At 64.0% G+C, this 18515-nt stretch carries 13 protein-coding genes and 3 pseudogenes; 13 read left to right on the forward strand and 3 right to left on the reverse strand.

Going from position 1 to position 18515, the window contains the following annotated elements; genetic code table 11:
- Positions 1-203 precede the first annotated feature (203 nt).
- A pseudogene (locus tag RJ1_RS48020) lies at positions 204-290 on the reverse strand (hypothetical protein); the annotation flags it as partial.
- A 463-nt stretch (positions 291-753) separates the two neighbouring features.
- Between RJ1_RS48020 and RJ1_RS31470 the strand changes: the two are divergent.
- Positions 754-1017, forward strand: a complete 264-nt coding sequence (locus RJ1_RS31470) for a hypothetical protein (RefSeq protein WP_083400337.1) — start codon at positions 754-756, stop codon at positions 1015-1017.
- A 379-nt stretch (positions 1018-1396) separates the two neighbouring features.
- Entirely contained in the window at positions 1397-1687 is a 291-nt protein-coding gene (locus tag RJ1_RS31475; RefSeq protein WP_073366420.1) for a DUF4193 domain-containing protein, read from the forward strand.
- A 183-nt stretch (positions 1688-1870) separates the two neighbouring features.
- Here the strand turns inward: RJ1_RS31475 and RJ1_RS31480 are convergent, their stop codons facing one another.
- Positions 1871-2719: a MurR/RpiR family transcriptional regulator gene (locus RJ1_RS31480; RefSeq protein WP_205415335.1), complete on the reverse strand. Its 849-nt coding sequence runs from the start codon at positions 2717-2719 to the stop codon at positions 1871-1873.
- A gap of 159 nt (positions 2720-2878) precedes the next feature.
- Here RJ1_RS31480 and RJ1_RS31485 point away from each other — a divergent pair, with 159 nt between their 5' ends.
- The 7 genes from RJ1_RS31485 (at position 2879) to RJ1_RS31515 (ending at position 13052) form a co-directional block, all read left to right on the forward strand.
- Entirely contained in the window at positions 2879-4072 is a 1194-nt protein-coding gene (locus tag RJ1_RS31485; protein ID WP_073366422.1) for a C45 family autoproteolytic acyltransferase/hydrolase, read from the forward strand.
- Positions 4069-5712 carry an ABC transporter substrate-binding protein gene (locus RJ1_RS31490; RefSeq protein WP_073366423.1) on the forward strand — a complete coding sequence of 548 codons (1644 nt, stop codon included), beginning with the start codon at positions 4069-4071 and terminating at the stop codon, positions 5710-5712. The genes RJ1_RS31485 and RJ1_RS31490 overlap by 4 nt, the downstream gene beginning before the upstream one ends.
- Positions 5712-6662 (forward strand): ABC transporter permease, encoded by a 951-nt coding sequence (locus RJ1_RS31495; RefSeq protein WP_174695044.1) that lies wholly within the window; start codon positions 5712-5714, stop codon positions 6660-6662. Before RJ1_RS31490 ends, RJ1_RS31495 begins: the two co-directional genes overlap by 1 nt.
- The gene (locus RJ1_RS31500) at positions 6659-7516 is read left to right on the forward strand and encodes an ABC transporter permease (protein WP_073366424.1); all 858 of its coding nucleotides are present in this window, start codon (positions 6659-6661) and stop codon (positions 7514-7516) included. Before RJ1_RS31495 ends, RJ1_RS31500 begins: the two co-directional genes overlap by 4 nt.
- Before the next feature lie 3 nt (positions 7517-7519).
- Positions 7520-8320 carry an ABC transporter ATP-binding protein gene (locus RJ1_RS31505; protein ID WP_073366425.1) on the forward strand — a complete coding sequence of 267 codons (801 nt, stop codon included), beginning with the start codon at positions 7520-7522 and terminating at the stop codon, positions 8318-8320.
- Positions 8317-9216: an ABC transporter ATP-binding protein gene (locus RJ1_RS31510; RefSeq protein ID WP_073366426.1), complete on the forward strand. Its 900-nt coding sequence runs from the start codon at positions 8317-8319 to the stop codon at positions 9214-9216. Before RJ1_RS31505 ends, RJ1_RS31510 begins: the two co-directional genes overlap by 4 nt.
- Positions 9217-9698: 482 nt before the next feature.
- Positions 9699-13052: a protein kinase domain-containing protein gene (locus RJ1_RS31515; protein ID WP_073366427.1), complete on the forward strand. Its 3354-nt coding sequence runs from the start codon at positions 9699-9701 to the stop codon at positions 13050-13052.
- A gap of 925 nt (positions 13053-13977) precedes the next feature.
- On the opposite strand, the pseudogene RJ1_RS49370 reads toward RJ1_RS31515, so the two are convergent.
- Positions 13978-14149: pseudogene (locus RJ1_RS49370) on the reverse strand (IS1634 family transposase); the annotation flags it as partial.
- A 492-nt stretch (positions 14150-14641) separates the two neighbouring features.
- On the opposite strand from RJ1_RS49370, the gene ccrA reads away from it, so the two are divergent.
- The 4 genes and pseudogenes from ccrA to RJ1_RS49375 form a co-directional block, all read left to right on the forward strand.
- Positions 14642-15865 carry a crotonyl-CoA carboxylase/reductase gene (gene ccrA, locus RJ1_RS31520; protein ID WP_240319626.1) on the forward strand — a complete coding sequence of 408 codons (1224 nt, stop codon included), beginning with the start codon at positions 14642-14644 and terminating at the stop codon, positions 15863-15865.
- A 41-nt stretch (positions 15866-15906) separates the two neighbouring features.
- A complete protein-coding gene (locus RJ1_RS31525) occupies positions 15907-16896 on the forward strand; it encodes an NADPH:quinone oxidoreductase family protein (protein ID WP_073366429.1) in 990 nt (329 codons plus the stop codon).
- Positions 16897-17191: 295 nt separating this feature from the next.
- Positions 17192-17734: a MarR family winged helix-turn-helix transcriptional regulator gene (locus tag RJ1_RS46175; RefSeq protein ID WP_073366430.1), complete on the forward strand. Its 543-nt coding sequence runs from the start codon at positions 17192-17194 to the stop codon at positions 17732-17734.
- 364 nt (positions 17735-18098) lie between these two features.
- Positions 18099-18366, forward strand: a pseudogene (locus RJ1_RS49375) (MFS transporter); the annotation flags it as partial.
- Positions 18367-18515: the final 149 nt, after the last annotated feature.

Here is an 18515-nt window from a genome sequence, read left to right on the forward strand (position 1 = left end):
GCCGCGTGACCAGCCTTGATCCCCGTCACCTTTGACTTACCGGTTAAATGAAGGTGCTTGGTGCCGTTGGCGATATCACCACAGGCAGCGAGAGCGGGCGAACCAGTCCGGGCATCGAACAGCGTCCAGCGACTTTCCGAAGCGTGCCGTAGCCGAGGACGTCTTAATCCAGCCCTTGAGATGAAAACAGTCCTGGTACAGGTGATACCGAGATAGCGGCGCCCCTCGATCCACTCATCGTGTTGCTCGGCGAGGACGGCTCCGACGAGGCGGATCAACGCGGTGCGGTTCTCGTGGTGACAACACCACCACGACCGAACCCGATCAGGAGGTGACACCCGCGGAACCGCATAACCCCACGAGGAGTCACGCGACGAACTCGTACACCACGCCCCGGGACTTGACCACCCTCGACCCGACATGCGTGCGGGTACCTAAACAGGCACCCCACCCCGCCGGATGGCCGGTCCGGATACGTCGGTGATCGCGAACTATGGAAGTGCCCGATCAGTTCTTCACCCGCTAGAGGCATCCATGCTCGAAAATCCCGCACCACCGCCGAGGACGTCACCGGCAACGCTCGACCCCTCCGCTGCAGGAGCCGGCGTCCCGTGCCGGGCTCACCCCGAGCGCACCCGGATCGGCAACCGCCCAGCCCGGAGACGGCGCGCCGCCCGCATTGGCGTTCCCACTGACTCTCCCGAGCTCAACTGGCTACGACAATCCCTACGTGCCTGCGATCTCCTCGCCAGCGTGCACTCCATCAGCCCCTCGGACCGGGCGCTCGTTGCCTTCGCCATCGAATGGGCGCCCTACGGCGGCGCCGACACCGAGGACCTGTTCATCAAATTCGGCGCACAACGGAACAGGTTCCTCCACCTACTCCAGGCCGCGATGATCCCGCGACCATCAGACCTGGGGCATCTACGCAACCTCAAGACCACCCTCTGCAACGACCTCCTCCGCGCATGGAACGACACCCCACCACACAACGAGAAGCAGTGCCGCAGGTTATAGGCACAGAGGCATCCGACGGCAGCATCGAACCGTGGGCGAACGCGAACTCAGGCTGACAGCCCTCCGGGGGCGGATTCGGTGACCGGACCAACCCCCCTGGGCGATGGACGTGACCTTTCCTGTCGACGCGGAGTCGAATGACAGCACCCGCCGATCGCCTCGTCGCACCGGTGAAACCGGGTGAGGCCGGTGTGGCGGCCTCATCGGTCCGTCCGACGCCGCGACTGACATCGTTCTCCCCCACCAACGGTCGTCGGGTCTTACGACGGTGAGCGTGACGGCGAGCGACCATGACACCCCACAACCCCGGGTGTGTGTCGCGGCGACGGACCCTCTAATCTGGCGGATCCGAACACCCAGAGTATGAGGTAAAACAACCATGGCCACCGACTACGACGCGCCGAGAGTCACCGAATCCGACGAGACGGACACGTCCCTCGAACAGCTGACCGCGAGCCGGAAAGACACCCAGTCCCCCGTTGTCGACGTCGAGGACACCGACACCGCAGAGTCCTTCGAGCTGCCCGGCGCCGACCTGTCCGGTGAAGAATTCACCGTCCGCGTTATCCCGAAGCAGTCGGACGAATTCACCTGCACCAGTTGCTTCCTGGTCCACCACCGCAGCCGCCTTGCCGATAATCAGCAGCTGATCTGCCGCGACTGCGCCTGAGGACATCGATACCTCCGAGCACCCCGGCGCCTGCGGGCACCGAGCCGATTTCGAGTCCACCTCAATAGGATTGGTGTGTGATTTCGAGATGTGGACAGTGCACCGCGCGGGATGTACACCGAACCGCTGACTGAATCGAGCATCGCCGGATCGATCGACGGCGTGGACTCGTAGGACTCGGGTTCAGTAGCCGAGTTTGGTGCGCAGCGAAGTCAGCGAATGTGAGGTCTCCACGGCGAGGTCGGGATGGATCGCCGCGATCGACTGGACCAGGACGTCGCCTACGAGGATGGACGTGAGCGCCTCCGCGCTGAGACCGGTCGGTGTATGCGGCGCCATCAGCGCGACGGCCACCCGATCCGACAGGGATTCGGTCAGTTCGTCACTGACGAGTATTACGTTGGCACCGACATCCCGAGCTCGGCTCAAGATGACGTCGACCTCGGTGATGACGCGGCCGGGGGCGAAGACGACGACGACGTCCGAATGCCGGATGTGGAGCAACTCGTCGGCGAGGGCGAAACCATCACTGTCGATGTGCCGGGCCGGGCACCCCACCCGGTTGAGCCGGAGTGCGAGGTGGGCGGCGGCGATACCCGAGGAACCCACCCCGTACGTGTGAGCCTGCCGCGCGTGCAGGATCAGCTCGATGGCCTGGGACACGGCGTCCGCACTGAGGAGGTTCTCGGCGAGCTCGATGCGTTCTCGCGCCTCCGCCCACACGCTGCGACTGACGTCCTCGTATCCGGATCCGAGGTGAGCGATGCGTTGCTGCAGCCGCACCTCGGGGGCCACCGTGGAGCTGAAGGGGGCTGCCACCTGCTGTTTGAGTTCGGACAGGCCGGTGTACCCCAGCTTTTGCACTGTGCGGACGACGGTTGCGTTGCTGGTGCGGCTCTCCGCGCCGAGATCGGCGGCGCTGGCATAGAGCAGTCGTTCGGCACTGCAGTTCGCCAGGAAGTCGGAGACTGCCCGCTCCGCCCGGGACATGGTGTCCCATTGGCCGCGCACCCGGGCCCGCAATTCGGTCACTCCAGGATTGTCGGTAACACTTGTTACGGCTGACCTGTTGCGTGTATCGTCCATTTCAGCGATTGTAGTGTGCATCACAGATCGAACCAACCCGGACCCCTGAGCCCCAGCGCCACCGCCTGACCAGGACGATCCGCGATCGAAGGAATCCCACAAACAATGAACGATGTATCCATCCGGACCGTCGAAGTCACCGGAAACGCCTACGAACGGGGACATGCCTACGGCTCCGCGACCGGCGACCTGATCAACGACGCCGTCGCCTACTACCAGGACGCCTTCCACGTCCAGACCGGCATGACCTGGAACGATGTCAAAGATCAGGCCGCGCATTGGCTGCGGTTGTGCGAACAGCACGCCCCGGAACTGGTCACCGAACTGCGCGGGGTGGCCGACGGCGCCTCCCGCGACGTGCTCGACCTGATGGCGCTCAACGCCCGCGGCGAGATCATCTACGACGCCGGCAGCAGTCCGGCATCCCCCAACCCCGCGACCGAGAACGACGAGCGGGAGAGCGCGGACGGATGCACCTCGTTCGTCCTCACCGACGGCGCCTCCGGCGACGGCCACATGTACGTCGGCCAGAACTGGGACTGGCGCGCCGCGACCCAAAAAACCCTTGTCGCCCTGAGGGTTGTCCAGGATCCGTTGCCGACCGTCATCATGCAGGTGGAGGCCGGGCAAATCGGCAGGCACGGGGTGAACTCGGCCGGAATCGCCCTCAACGCGAATGGCCTCGGCGGGCGGTTCGATTCTGCGATCGGACTGCCGCAGACCTTCATCCGTCGGATGGTGCTCAATCAGAGCGAGCTTCCCGACGCGCTCAACGTGCTCGCCCGCACCATCCCGCACATCGCCGGCAACGCCGTCCTCTCGCACAGTTCCGGCTTCTCCGTGGACCTCGAGATCACCCCCCACGGCATCGACTGGATCTACCCCGATGACGGACTTCTGGTCCACGGCAACCATTTCCAAGGGAGGATCCCGCCCCAGCTGGCCGGTCGGTACCGGCCGGTCTCGGTGGATTCCCTGTTCCGCGTACCCCAGGCGACCAAAGGCCTGGCCGCCGTGCGGTACGCCGAAGACCGCTCGGAGGCGCTCGCGCTGGTGCGGGCCGCCATGTCGGATCATCTCGGCTACCCCGAATCGGTGTGCACGCACCCCGACGAGCGGCGTCCGAGGGTGCGGCAGTGGGCGACAGTGCTTTCGAGTTGCGTCGACCTCACCACCGGCGACTACTTCGTGACCAACGGGACCCCGTGCGATCACGAGTACGAGCAGCTGCCGTGGAACGCATTCGACGGTCCTTCCTCCCGCCACCCACACGTTTCACCCGTGAAGGCCATCCGATGATTCGACATGCCTCGTCCCGCACCCGAATCGGGTGCTACCTGGCTCTTCCTGCCGCGGCCGTGCTGCTCAGCGGATGCACCGCTACGCCGTCGGGCACCACGGCAGCCGCGTTGCCGTTCGCAGCCGACACGGCAGCCGCCGCCGGTCCCACGTCGACAGTCTCCTGGATGCTGCCGGATGAGCCGGCCACCTTCGACACCGACATCGACAGCGGCGCCTCGGAGAACACGATTCTCGCGAACGTGTGCGAGCGGCTGATGGAGGTCCAACCCGATCTCACCACCTCCCCCCGCCTCGCTGAGACCGTGCGCTGGGTCGACGACACCCATGTGGTGTTCGCCCTACGAACCGACGCGGTCTTCCACGACGGCAGCCCGGTCACCGCCGACGACGTGCTGTGGAGCATGCAGCGCCACGCCCGCGAGGACGCGGACGAATCCGACGAGTACGCGAACGTGGAATCGATCGCCAAGACAGGTCCCGCCGAAATCACCGTGATCATGAAGCAGCCGGATGCGACGTTCATCCAAGCGATGGCCGGAAACGGTGGGGTGATCTGGAATCCACGCGTCGTGCAGGCCCAGGGCGAGAACTTCGGCACGCCGTCGAGCCCGGACGCCTGCTCTGGCCCATACCAACTCACCGACTGGTCGCCCGGGAGCAGTGTCACCATCAGCAAGTCTCCGACGTACTGGGACAGGAGCCGACCGGTTCTCGCAGAGGAAGTGCGCTTCACCTGGGCAGACCAGTCCGCCGTGGTGAACTCGCTGACCAGCTCCGACATCGACGGCGCCTACCTGGACGGCCCGGCGGCCGCGGTAGCGTTACGCGGCGCCGACAATGTGTCCCTCACCCAGGGGCCCGCCACGAACGCCTGGTCGCTACTTCCCACCGACCGCGGCGGCGCCACCGACGAGCGGATCCGCAAGGCACTGTCCCTTGCCCTGAACCGCACCGGCATCTCGAAAGCCGCCTTCGGTGGGCTGGCGCAACCGTCGAAGACCCCGGTCGGCCCCGGCGCGTGGGGTTACCAGCGGGAGGCGTTCGAAGCAGCCTACGACCAGTTGCCCGGCGCACCCGCCGAACCATCCGACGCCGACCTGTCCGCCGCGAAAGCACTGGTCGCCGAGGCTGATACGTCGGAAGCCCCGATCGTGGTGGCCAGTGACGGGCAGTCCACCCGCGGGGTGATCGCCAGCGCCCTCGTCGACGCCGCACGCAAGATCGGGCTCGACGCCGAGATCGTCACCGTCCCGAACCAGCAGTACGGCGACTTCTACACCGACGAGACCCTGCGCAACCAGGCCGACTTCTGGATCGACGAGTACTACATCTCCAAGAACGATCCGATCGGCTTCTACAAGAACGGCGCCTCCACCGCCCGCGTGAACTTCGCGGGATACACGAACCCGGACTACGACACCACCGTCAAGACCGCCCAACGCACCCTCGACGACGCCGAGCGCGCCGCCCTGGTGAACACCCTGCAGCAATTGTGGGCGGCGTCCGCCGTATGGATCCCCGTCGTTCAGGCCCCCTCCACGCTCGCCCTGTCCACCCACATCACCGGTGCACCGGCATCCGCGGCGTACCTGTACTACCCGTGGGCCGCCGCCCTCGGAAGCTCGGAGAAGAACTGATGCTTACTCCACTGCGCCGGGCCGCCGGCATGCTCATCACCCTCGTCGTGAGCTCATTCGTCATCTTCGCCGCGATGTACGCCGCCCCCGGTGATCCGGTCACCGTGCTGATCGGCAACCCGGAGAACATGACCCCCGAGCGGGTCGCGGCGGTGCGCGCCCAGTACCACCTCGACGACTCGATGCTCGCCCAGTACTGGCACTGGGCCACCAACGCTCTCACCGGCAACCTCGGAGAATCGGCACAGTACCGTCAGCCGGTGGCTGACCTGATGGCCAGCCGCATCCCCAATTCGCTGGCGCTGGTCGCCTACGCCACGGTGTTGTTCGCGGTGTTCGGTATCGGGCTCGGCGTGATCGCGGCCCTGCGCCGCGGCCGGGCTGCCGACTCGATCGTCGTCGCGGCGACCACCCTCGCCGCCTCGGTGCCCACCTTCGTGATCGGAATCTTCCTGATCTCCCAGTTCTCGGTGCGGCTCGGCTGGTTCCCGGTCATGGGAGCAGGAGAAGGCGTCCTGGACAAGATCCACCATCTGACCCTGCCCGCGCTGTCGCTGGCAATTGGCGCTCTGGCAATCGTCAGCCGGGTTACCCGGCAAACCATGGTCGAGCAACTCGACGCCGACCACGTGAGCGCGGCACGCAGCTTCGGTCTGGCAGAGCGCAAGATCGTCACCCGGCACGTGCTACGCAACTCCTGGGGGCCGATCATCACCATGGTCGCGCTGGTGGTGGCCAGCCTGCTCGCCGGCACCGTCGTCATCGAAAGCGTCTTCGGCATCAGCGGCGTCGGAGCACTGCTCGTCGACGCCATCAACGCCCACGACTTCGCGGTCGTGCAAGCAGTCCTGCTGTACATGGTGATCGGCTACATGATCGTCACCACCCTCGTCGATCTCCTTCTGCCTCTCCTCGACCCACGAATCAACAGCAAGGTGAGTTCGTCATGAGCACCACACTCGCCCCGGTCGTCGTCACCACGCACACCAAACCCGCCCGCAAGCTGCACCCCGGCTACTGGGCCGCGATAACCTTCCTGGCAGTGGTGGTACTCGTTGCCCTCGCGGCACCCTGGGTCGCGCCTTACCCCCCGGACGTCATCGACTTCGACGCCATCTGGGAAGGTCCCAGCGCCGCGCACCTGCTCGGCACCGACCAACTCGGCCGAGACCTACTCTCCCGCATCATCTTCGGATCCCGGGCAAGCCTGCTCGGCCCGCTCGTACTGTTGATCATCGCCACCGCGCTGGGTGTAGCGATCGGCACCGTCGCGGCGTGGAAGGGCGGCTGGGTCGACACCCTGCTCGCCCGCATAACCGACGTGATGTTCGCGTTCCCCGGACTGCTGTTCGTCGTGTTGATGATCGCGGTCTTCGGCAAGGGCCCGTTCACGGCAGTCATCGCACTCGGCTTGGCGTTCGCTCCGGTGATCGCCAAGTTCACCCGCAGCATCGCCCTCTCGGAATTGTCCCGCCCGTATATCGACGTCTATCGCGTCCAAGGCGTCGGAGCGGTCACCGTGTGCGTGCGCTACGTCATCCCCAACCTCGCACCCGCACTCCTGGGATACCTGGTGGTGCTCTTCGGTGAGGGGCTGATGGGACTGGCCACGCTCAGCTACCTCGGCTTCGGCTCCCAACCGCCAAGTTCCGAATGGGGCCTGATGGTCCAAGAAGGCCAGGACGGCATACTGCTCGGCTTCTTCTGGCCCACCGCCGTACCCGGCATCGCGATCGCAGCTGTCGTCGTCGCCGTCAACATCATCGGCGTCCGCATCGCCGACCGACTCGACTCCCGGAGGTAGACGATGCTGCTCGATATCGAGAACCTGACCCTGGACTACGAATCCCCCACCGGGCGGACACGGATCCTCACCGAGGTCAGCCTGCACGTAGATCAGGGCGAAACAGTCGGCTTGGTAGGCGAATCCGGCTCCGGCAAGTCCAGCACCGCCCGCGCCGGGCTGCGCCTCCTCGACGCCAACGCCCGCATCACCGGAACCATTCGCATCGACGGCACCAACATCACCGCCGCCGACCCGAAAACGCTGCGCACGGTCCGCTCACACCAGGTGGGAATCATCCACCAAGACCCCCGCGCCTCCCTCAACCCGGTCCGCCGCATCGGGGACTCGCTGACCGAGCGACTCGTCCACGTCCACGGCGTGAGCAGGCAACAGGCCCGCAGCACCGGACTGGAACTACTCGACGCCGTCGGCATCAACCGACCCGAACAGCGCATGAAGCAGTTCCCGCACGAGCTCTCCGGTGGGATGCTCCAGCGGGTGGTGATCGCCGCCGCACTCAGCGCCCGACCACGGCTGCTCGTCGCCGACGAAGCCACCAGCGCATTAGATGTCACCACTCAGGCCGAAGTTCTCGCCATCCTGCGCGCAGTCCAGGACGAGCGCCCTCTCGGGATGCTGTTCATCACCCACGATCTGCACCTCGCCGCCGCGTTCTGCGACCGCGTGTATGTCATGTACCGCGGCCAGGTGCTCGAAGAACGGCGCGGAGAAGACCTGTTCGCCGGAGCGGAACACGACTACACCCGGACACTTCTCGACGCTGCGCCCACCCTTCCGCGACCGAAGGAACCGACACGATGAGCAATCCGCCCACCGCCTCCACCCTGATCGCCACCAACCTCCATAAGACCTTCCGCGTCGGCAGGCACCAGCCCGCGATCACCGCCGTGGACAACGTGTCGTTCACGATCGGCCACGGGGAATCCCTGGGGTTGGTCGGCGAGTCCGGGTCGGGCAAGTCCACCATCGCCCGCATCGTCGCCGGCCTCGAACGCCCGGACTCGGGCACCCTGTTCGTCGACGGCCACGACCGCCTGTCCACAGCCCACGGCAAGGCCCACCGGTTGCGCAGGGCGCGGGAAGTACAAATGGTCTTCCAGGACCCCTACGGCTCCCTCGACCGTCGGCTGACCGTGCAGCAATGCCTCGAACACGCGATAACACTGCACAGCGGCAGGCTCTCCGGCGCCGAAAAGCAGTCCCGCGTGCGGGAACTACTCGACCAGGTGCGGCTCGCCGACACACACGCCGCATCGAAGCCCCACCAGCTCAGCGGTGGGCAACGTCAACGAGTGGCGATTGCGCGGGCGCTGGCAGTCCTGCCGAGCGTGGTCATCCTCGACGAGGCCGTCTCCGCCCTCGACGTCTCCGTCCAGGCCCAGATCCTCGCCCTGCTCGACGAGATCCGGGAGCAGTCCGGAGTCGGGTTGCTCTTCGTCAGCCACGATCTCGCCGTGGTCTCCGAAGTCACCCAACGCGTCCTCGTTCTCTACAAGGGCGTCATCGTCGAGGAAGGGGTCACAGCCGGAGTGCTGCAGGCACCCCAGCATCCGTACACCCGGCTGCTGGTGTCCTCGACCCCCCGCGAGGGCTGGGACCCTGCCGACATCGTCGAACAACGCCGCCACTTCAACGCCGAACAACACAACACCACCCGCTCGGGCGCATCCTCAGCGCGCACAATCGCCCTCGCCTGACCGCCTCCACCCAGTGGATCCCTCCACACGAGAAGCAACCACCCGCCCACCACACCCCATGTCCATCGTCTGCACGCCCAAGTGCCTCCAACGAACGCGCCCGGGCAGGGCATCTCCCGCCCTTCGCCTTCCCATCTTCCCCTCGCGGTGAGCACACATCCGACTCACCGCCCGATGCTTACCCACCGCTGTCATGTCACACCCACTCATTAGGAATGATTCGCTCGATGAGCCCGCCGCACCAAACAGTTGCCGAACGACTCGACCTCGCGATCTTGTGGGCGCCGCCGGCCTCGCCTGTTGCGTCAAGCATGCCAGCCCACAGCAGCGATATCCTAAGGACAAAGCACTGTGAGGTGAGCCATGGCTATAACCCCTCCCCGGCCTTTCGGTCCGATCTGGATATCAGCGAGCGGGAATTGCCCATGAATTACGTCGGACACGGAGCCAAGCCTCGTACTCCAACGGGGGACTGACAGCCGATGGCCGCAGACGATCCGCTCGAGACGCACCGCGCCGTCGTTTCCGCAGTCACGGCAGAGTTGAACGCGGCCGGATTCGCGGACGCACACGAGATCGGTCATGGCGGGTTCGGTGTCGTCTACCGCTGTGTCCAAACCGCGTTAGACCGCATCGTGGCAGTAAAGGTCCTCACTGCCCACCTCGACGAGGAGAACCAGGCACGCTTCGTCCGCGAGCAGCGTGCGATGGGCCGGTTGACCGGGCACCCGAACATCGTCACAATTCTTCAGGTCGGCGCAACTAACAGTGGTCGCCCCTATATCGTGATGCCCTATTATCCTCAGGATTCGTTGGATGTCTGGATCCGCGGCCAGGGTCCGCTCGGGTTGGAACACGCGCTTCGGCTCGGTGTGAAGATTGCCGGCGCTCTGGAGACCGCCCATCGCCTCGGGATCCTTCATCGAGATGTGAAACCCGGGAACATTCTGATCACCGAATACGGCGATCCGGCATTGACCGACCTAGGTATCGCCCACATCGTCGGCGGATTCGAGACCGCCGTCGGCTCGCTCACCGGTTCCCCGGCGTTCACCGCCCCTGAGGTACTTAGGGGTGAGCCACCGAGCCCCTCCTCGGACATCTACAGCCTCGGAGCCACTTTGTTCTGCGCCATCACCGGTCACGCCGCTTTCGAACGCCACAGTGGTGAGCAAATCGTCGCACAGTTCCTGCGAATCGCTACGCACTCTGTTCCCGACCTCCGGGAGCAGGGAATCTCCGACGACGTGTCCGCGGCTATCGAACGGTCTATGTCCGCAGATCCCCACGATCGCCACGCCTCAGCGGCCGAGTTCGGAGAGGAACTGCGGCGAGTCCAACACCGCAAGGGTTACCCCGTCGACGAGATGGCGATACGTACCGACCCTCAGGAATCACCAACAGGCTGGAACTACTCCAGAAATAGTTCAGGAAGCGTCGAGCCCCCGACGGGGGGTTTCCAATCCTCGTTCGCCGCGGAACATTCTTTGCAAAGTCCTGCACCCGACAGTGATCGTGTGGCTCCTCCCGCACTTCAAGGCAGGATAGGGAACCTGCCCCTCGAGTTGACCAGTTTCGTCGGTCGCCGCGGAGAGCTGACCGATACAAAGAAGATGCTGTCGGTCTCACGCCTGGTGACTTTGACCGGAACTGGAGGCGTTGGCAAAACACGTCTCGCGCTACGGGCAGCCTCAGATATGCGCCGTGCTTTCGCCGACGGCGTGTGGCTCATCGAGCTGGGTGAGCTGGGCGACGGGCAGCTACTGCCGGACGTGGTGGCAGCCGCTCTGGGATTGCGAAATCAATCCGCTCGTCCGGCCCAAGACTTAGTACTCGAGTATCTCGGGCCACGTCACGTGCTGCTCTTGCTGGACAACTGTGAGCAGATAGTGGATGCGACCGCCGCTTTGACCGAAGCCTTGCTAAGGAGCTGTCCCGAACTTCGGATACTGGCGACAAGCCGCGAGACCCTTGCAATCGGCGGCGAAGCAGCACTTCGGGTTCCACCGCTGACCTCCCCTAGCCCGGACCACCCACCGCCCCTACAAGGTTTGGCCCGGTACGATGCAGTTACGTTATTTGTGGAACGGGCCACCGCCGCCGTGCCGACGTTTGCACTTACCGAGGACAACCGGGTAACAATCACGCGGATCTGCCATCAACTGGACGGCATCCCGCTAGCGATAGAATTGGCCGCGGCACGGTTGCGGGCGATGTCTGCCGCGCAGATCCTCGAGCACTTGGCCGACCGGTACCGGCTGCTGTCCTTGGGCGCGAGGGGTGTACCGCCGCGGCAGCAGACTCTCCAATTGTGCATGGACTGGAGCCACGGGCTGTGCACCCCGCGCGAACAACAGGCCTGGGCGCGGTTATCTGTGTTCGCGGGTGGTTTCGAACTGGACGCAGCGGTCGGCATCTACGCCGGGGAATTGAAGGCAGAGGACCTGCTCGATGTCGTTGCCTCTTTGGTTGACAAGTCGATCCTGATCCGGGAAGAGCCGGGCACCACAGTGCGGTATCGACTGCTCGAGACTCTACGCGACTATGGCCGCGAGAACCTGCGAGAATCTGGTGAATACGGAGCGATGCGCCGCAAGCACCGCGACTGGTACCAACAATTGGTGCTGCAAGCTGAGACCGAATGGATCAGCAACCGGCAACTCGAATGGATCGCCCGCCTGAGGCGGGAGCATCTGAACCTGTCTGAGGCACTCGATTTCTGTGCGACCGAGCCCGGAGAGTCCGAGGCCGGTCTGCGAATCGCCGCCGCTTTATACCCGTTCTGGTTCTCCCAGGGCCTGCTCAGCGAAGGCAGACGATCACTCGATCGTGCACTGAAGGGTGCGAATCAAAGGCCCACGACCGATCGAGTCAAAGCCTTGTGCACCGCAAGCATGCTCGCAGGAAGACAGGGCGACCTCAATTCTGGCACGGCACTGATCGACGAAGGCAACGAGATAGTCGAACAGTTGGGTGACACCCACACGCATGCCCTCATCACCTATGCCCGAGGGCTACTGGCGCTCTTCGGTGGCTATACCACCGAGGCGCTCGCGGACTTGGCGAGTGCGCTCGAACAGTTCCACGCAGAGGGAAATCTACTTCTCCAGGTTGGAACCCAACAGGTCCTCGCGCTGGCACATGCCCTGCACGGAGACTCTCGGCGGGCGATCGCCGCCTACGAGGAGGCGATCGCGATCACAGAAATGCACGGCGAGTTGGTTTATCGGTCCTACTCGCAGTGGGCTATGGCAATCGTAGTGTGGCGGCAGGGAGATCTCGGTCGAGCGGCCAGCCTGTTCGAACGGGGCCTGCACCTCACCCGCCAAGTAGACGACCCACTCGGCACCGCCTGGTGCATAGAAGGACTGGCCTGGATTGCAGCCGCCAACAAGCATGCCGAACGCGCCGGCAGGCTCCTCGGCGCCGCGGAAGCGTTGCGGCTAACCGTAGGAAACCCTATGGTCAACGTCCTCAACCTGCGCGCCGATCACGAGAGGTGCGCACAGCAAACTCGCCGCGCGCTTGGCGAGCGGGCCTTCGACACCGCCCGCAGTCACGGCCGGAGCTTGGGATTTGACGATGCAATCGCGTACGCGCTCGGTGAAGAATCCCGGGCCGCGAAGCCGGCCTCCGATACGACGAGCCTGACCAAGCGCGAACGGCAGGTGGCAGACCTAGTCTCCCAAGGAATGACGAACAAGGCGATCGCCGCCAACCTGGTGATATCAGTGCGCACCGCACAGGGACACGTCGAGCACATTCTCGCCAAACTCGGTTTCACCTCGCGCGCGCAGATCGCCGCCTGGGTCGTGGAACAGGATCAGAGGTCTTGACGTGCCTGATCGTGTCCTCGAGTCGAGTTCGAGAGGACGCAACGGCGGTCGCAACCATCAGTCGTACCGCATATAAAGCGTACCAATTATTTTGGCACTCATCCCCGCACTTGAACCAGCCGGGCGAATTTGAGAGTTGAAGACCCGCATGAAGTGAACGAGGTGCGACTGCGTCCCTTTCTCCGACAACTACGGGAGACGAGTCTCATCACAATCGCACTTCCGTGATTCTGTTGTGTGGCTTAGCTATACGGTGTTGACGACGTGCTTGCGGAGCAGGTCCAGGTTTGCGCGTCCGCAAATCTGACGTTTTAACCCTTTCGAGAATTCCGTGGAATCTGGCCGCGGGAATGATCATTACTCCACGGTGTCGACCGCAGACCTTCAGGAGGTGGCTTGACGGGCACAATTGAGTTGGAGGAAAAGTTATGGTTCATCGTCAGTGGGCGTCGAAGCCGTCACAGTTATCTTCATGTCTGGTGAGGCTGCCGGCTAGCTGACGACGGTGCGCAGGTAAGCGACTTCGGTTGCGAGCCCGGTCAGGTCCGGGCTTCGGTTTGCCGGGACCGATGTCTGTCAACGATGACACGCGCCTGTTCGGCGACGGCGGTGAAGAGTGATCGGGTAACCGCAGTGGCAAGCTCCCGCTCGCCTCTGAACAGCACACTTTCACTCACGCGCAGTCCTCATGGGTAATAGGACATCGAGTCTTGAGATCGTGGAGCGGTGCCGCTCGGCCTTGAAGCCTCATCCGCGCGGTTCGGCGTCGGCTGCCCGGTCGTATGGTTGCGCTGCGAGGACACCGAGGTGCGTTGAGTCTCGATCCCCACCGACCGGCAGGGGCGGACAGAGCGGATGGACCGTCGCTCCAGGAACCTGTCCGCAACCGCATGATCGTCGCCCTAGAGGTGCGCAGTCGTCAATTGCCGTCCAGACCGGCCTCGGCCTTGACCGCGGCGGCTTCGATGCGCAGCAGCCCGGTGTGGGTGCGTCGCAGTAGCGGCGCAGTCCGGGCTTGGCTTTGAGCGAGCCGACCAGTTCGTATGCGGCTGCGGTGCCCAGCTGTCGGAGCCGTCTATCAGCTCCCGTAGACATTCCTTCGCCGAGGATGAACGCAATCGCATGCATAGCCGCCTCTAGCACGTTGAGGTCGTCGGCCGCGAGCGGCGCGAAGGTGCAGGCGGGCGCGGCGGCTGACTGCAAGAGTCCGAGCGTCGACATCGTGCCATCCGCCCTCGGTGGCCCGAACTTCCCCACCGGCGAGCAGTGTTCACCGTGGCGGTTTGTCGGGTTCCGAGGCGGCCTTGCTGGTGTTTCCGAGCCGGGGTGATCGGAGAGCGGGTAAGAATCGGGTTGAGATTGAGCACCGACCGGCGCAGCAATGGATCGAGCATCGCCGCGGAAACTCTTCTCGGGCGGCCAGACCCTGGCATCGTCGGCGACCTGCAGCTCTGCGTTAATTTGATGTCAGCGGTTGCCAAATGCGCTCAATAGTTTGATAATCCTCTAAATATCAATATGAAGGAGTGGAAGTGATCGAATCGTTGGAGCGTCAGCCAGTCGCTGACCGGGCCGTCGAAGTTATTGATGTGGGGGCCCTTCCGCCTCTGGGTGTTGTGCCCAAGAGCATGCACGCTCAGGTCGTTCGACCGGAACGCTACGGAGATCCGTCAACCGCCTTCGTTCATGAGGTGGTAGATACGCCGGAAATCGGTGCCGGTGAAGTGCTCATCGCAGTGATGGCTGCCGGCGTCAACTACAACAATGTCTGGGCCGCCCGCGGGTACCCAGTCGACCAGGTCGCGACCCGGCAGCGGCGCGGGGAGCAGGAGAGCTTCCACATCGGCGGGTCCGACGCGTCGGGCATCGTCTACGCCGTCGGATCGAATGTGAGCAACATTGCGGTCGGAGACGAGGTCGTCATCCACCCCGGAGTGTGGGACGAGGACGACTCCTGGATTGCCGCAGGCCGGGACCAGATGATCGCACCGAGCGCGAAGATCTGGGGCTACGACACCAACTACGGGTCGTTCGGGCAATTCGCCCGCGTACAGGCTCACCAAGTTCTCCCCAAGGCACCTCACCTGAGCTGGGCCGAAGCCGCCGCCCCCACCCTGGTGGGCACCACGGCGTACCGGATGCTGCACGGCTGGAAGGGAAACACCGTCACCGAGGGCGACCTGGTGCTGGTGTGGGGCGGCTCTGGCGGCCTCGGCACTCAGGCCTGCCAATTGGTGCGAGAGGCCGGCGGACGAGCAGTCGCCGTGGTCTCCGACGATGAGCGTGGCGCATTCGCCATGAAGTACGGGGCCATCGGATACATCAACCGACGCGACTTCGACCATTGGGGAATTCCGCCGCTGGTCGACGACGCGGAGGGACAGAAGAAGTGGACCGCGAGCGCACGCGCATTCGGGAAGAAGATCTGGGAGATCGCCGGTGAACGGGAGGATCCGGCCATCGTGTTCGAGCACCCCGGTGCATCCACCATCCCCACCAGCATCTTCGTCTGTCAGCCCGGCGGCATGGTCACCATCTGCGCCGGCACCACAGGCTTCGACGCCATGGTCGACCTGCGCTACCACTGGACCCGCCAGAAGCGCCTGCAGGGCTCGCACGGAACCAATGACGAGCAGGCCATCGCCTACAACCAACTGGTGGTCGACGGAAAGATCGACCCCTGCGTCGGGCGCGTCCTTCCGATGGACGATATTCCGCTCTCCCACGCCCAGATGGGACGCGGCGAAGAGGTCTTCGGCAACACCGTCCACCTGATCGGTGCCACCACACCCGAAGAGGGCCGCCGGTCCTGACCCATCCCGGCACAGCAGAACCAACGACGAAGGTGCACAATATGACACGCGCATGGCAAGTTCACGAGTACGGAGAACCCGGATCGGTCCTCACGCTCGGAAACGTCCCCGACCTGAACCCTGGAGACGGACAGGTCCGCGTGCGCGTGGCCGCCACCTCGTGCAACTTCGCCGACGTTCTGCTGTGCCGAGGTCAGTACCAGCACAAGCCAGTCCCCCCGTTCACCCCCGGCCTCGAGGTCTGCGGGATCATTGACGGCATCGGGGAAGGAGTCGACCCCACCCTTCTCGGGACCAGGATCGTAGGACAACCGATACTTCCCCACGGGGGCTTCGCCGAGACGGCTCTGATGAACGCCGCCGACACGTACAGCGTTCCTGGACTCATCGACGACAGCACGGCCGCCACATTGCATTTGACCTACCTCACGGCCTTCCTCGGACTGCACCGCAGAGCCGCAATGCGAGCGGGAGACACCGTCGTGGTCACAGCGGCCGCCGGAGGGGTAGGTTCAGCCGCTGTTCAAATCGCCCGCGCCGCCGGTGCACGAGTCATCGGAATCGTCTCCGGAGCGGACAAGGCCGACGCAGCGGCCCGCATGGGTGCCGACACAGTCATCGACCGCACGACCGCCGACGTGATCGAATGTGTTCGTGCTGCAGCACCGGACGGAGCCGACATTGTCTTCGACACAGCCGGTGGCCAAGCGTACGAACTGGCCACAAAGTACATCGCATTCGAAGGCCGCATCATCGTGGTCGGGTTCGCCAGCGGGTCGATACCGCAACCCCACCTCAATCACGCCTTCGTCAAGAACTACACCATCTCTGGGCTGCACTGGTCGCTGTATCAGCGATACCGACCCGAACTCGTTCGACATGCACAAACGGCGATCTTCGAGATGGCTTCTAAAGGCAAGATCGAGCCGCTGATCACAGCACAGGTGGGTCTCGACGACCTTCCCGACGCACTCGAAGACCTCGCCCGCGGTCGAACCCAGGGGAAGATGGTAGTTACACCACAACATTGAAGACAACAGATGCGATTCAAACACAAATTGCCGAGCGTGCTGTCGCATAGCGGCCGCGGTGATGTCGAGCTGCTCGTGCGTGGACACCTCCACTGACACAGGACAAGCACAGGAACGACCATGAGCGTCGGACCGTACCCGGCTCGGCGGCAAGGTGCATCAAGCTCGATCCTTCGAAGGCGGTCATCACAGTGCGCGATAGATCGATTGGCAAGCCCTATCCATACTTTTTCTTATACCAAGGACACCCCCGATGAGTCTCCCATCTAGTAACCGCGGTCTTCCGCTGAATCAGATGCTGGAACTCAACACCCAACTCAGAATCGCGTATCGAAGACTAAGTCGGTCGATCGACACCGCGCTCAGAAAGCATGGTTTGACCTTTGCCAAGTACGAGGTACTGGCCGTTCTGGTCGATTCTGACGAGCCGGTGACCCTCGTACCCCTCTCCGATTACCTTCGACGCCACTGGACAACAACAAGCGCGACCGTGGACAGACTCGAACATCAAGGCATGGCCGCACGCCGACCGAATCCTGCCAACCGACGCCAAGTACTGATCGACGTCACCCAGGGCGGGCGCGCAGCGCATGCCCGAGCCACTAGCGCATTGCGATCCCTCGCCGAAGGCGTGGACGCACCATACCCAGCAGACCGGTCACCAGGGGACCCCAAGTTCGGTCCGGACCCAGTACTGGTACAAGCTTTGACGCTGGCCGAGAACCATGATCAGGGCCTCGGTCTCTTCAATGACCCGGCCGCACGGATGTCGTGCGCGACGACTCGTCAGACAGTCGAGTGCGGCGGTGACCTCATCGAAGAGGAGAATTCGCCGTAACCCCCAGCATTGCAGCCTTGCCCATCGCGGCCACGTTGGTTTACTTTTCTGGTCGAGCTGCGGACCAAGGTGTGGTCCCGGACCAGTCTGCTCGAACAGGTTCAAGCTCTACCGTCACGACCGCCTCAATACCAGGTGCACCGGTGCAGCCCAGCCCCCGCGGGACAACGATGCGCGACACGGCAGCGATTTGACCTCCGCCACTACCTGAAACCCCTGCGGGCCGCACCCCGCCCTGCCGACAATGCGTCGATCTCGATGAGTGACCGATCTCCTCGGCTTCCTGTGTCCAACGATTCCAGGTGGCCAAGTTCGATGATCCTGCAGAACGTCACTGGGAACGCGTTACGCCGTCGTGTGGTGGGTCCTTTGCGGTCTCGGCAAGCGCCTCGGCGAAAAAACATCGCGTTCTATGTCTACACAATCTTCGTGATCGCCTATGCGACCACCCACCACGGCTTCCATCGCGGTGACGTCATCTGGCCGTCAATTCACCGGCATGATCGGCGGCGGCGTGGTCCGACCCGGTCGGCCGCAAGATCGCGTTGCTCGGGCCCGCGATCATCCTGGTCGTGTTGGCTCCGGTGTTCTTCTGGCTCGTCCAGCTCGAGAGTATTGCTGTGTCGATGGTGCGTAGGCAATCTCGAGCACCATCGACTTCGGCCACTACGGTCTCGGTGTACGAGGGGTCGTTCACAGGGATCGCGACATCAATGAGAATCCCGGGCGCGTCCGGAATCTGGGTGCGGGTTCCGGATCGGGGTGCTCGGGTGGATTCTCG

Origin of the sequence: Rhodococcus jostii NBRC 16295, assembly GCF_001894825.1 — a bacterium.
Lineage (GTDB): Bacteria > Actinomycetota > Actinomycetes > Mycobacteriales > Mycobacteriaceae > Rhodococcus_F > Rhodococcus_F jostii.